This window comes from Vibrio sp. MM46 (assembly GCF_027587135.1).
Lineage (GTDB): Bacteria > Pseudomonadota > Gammaproteobacteria > Enterobacterales > Vibrionaceae > Vibrio > Vibrio harveyi.
Genome location: NZ_JAPPTO010000098.1, coordinates 1 through 619 on the forward strand (window position 1 = coordinate 1; position 619 = coordinate 619).

The 619-nt window shown below is 48.5% G+C and carries 1 protein-coding gene and 1 pseudogene; both read left to right on the plus strand.

Annotation, left to right across the window (positions count from 1 at the left end; all coding sequences use genetic code 11):
- A pseudogene (locus OH459_RS28080) lies at positions 1-115 on the plus strand (type-F conjugative transfer system protein TraW); the annotation flags it as partial.
- Positions 116-281: 166 nt separating this feature from the next.
- On the plus strand, positions 282-619 hold a 338-nt coding region (locus OH459_RS28085; protein WP_269989903.1), incomplete at its 3' end, for a TraU family protein.

Below are 619 nucleotides of genomic sequence, written 5' to 3' on the forward strand. Positions count from 1 at the left end.
AACCAGCAGATTGAACATTACTCATGTTCCCGCCATTGCTTATCAAGAAGGCACACGCTGGCGCATCGATGAAATCAACGTCTCAGGCTTGCAGCCCTTGGAGATAGAACAATGACTTACCACCTTGGATATCATCAAGAAAAGCCGACAGCAATTCTTGATCATTCTTCCAAGCAACACCCTCTCATTGTTAATCAAGCTCGCTTTTGACTGCTATAACGAGGCGAAGCCTCTTGTAGAGGCAAAAGGAGTACCACGCAACGCGTGGAAAAGGACACCCTATGAAACAGCGACACTTTCCTTTATTGCTGTGCTGCCTATTGGTTTTTATTGCCCCATCCACCCTAGCAGCCAGTGCGGCGTGCAAAAGCCGTTTTATCAATCCCATCACAGACATCTGTTGGGACTGTTTATTTCCCATGACCATCGGCTCTGCCACCGTGATGCCTTCCAAATACCCCGACACCAATAACCCGACACTGCCAATATCCTACTGCCCTAAACCGCCGCCTATCTTTGTTCAAGTTGGGGTAAATATCGGCTATTGGGAGCCTTATGCCTTAACCGACGTCACCCGCGTGCCTTATTGTATGGTGAATATGGGCACACAGCTTTCTGG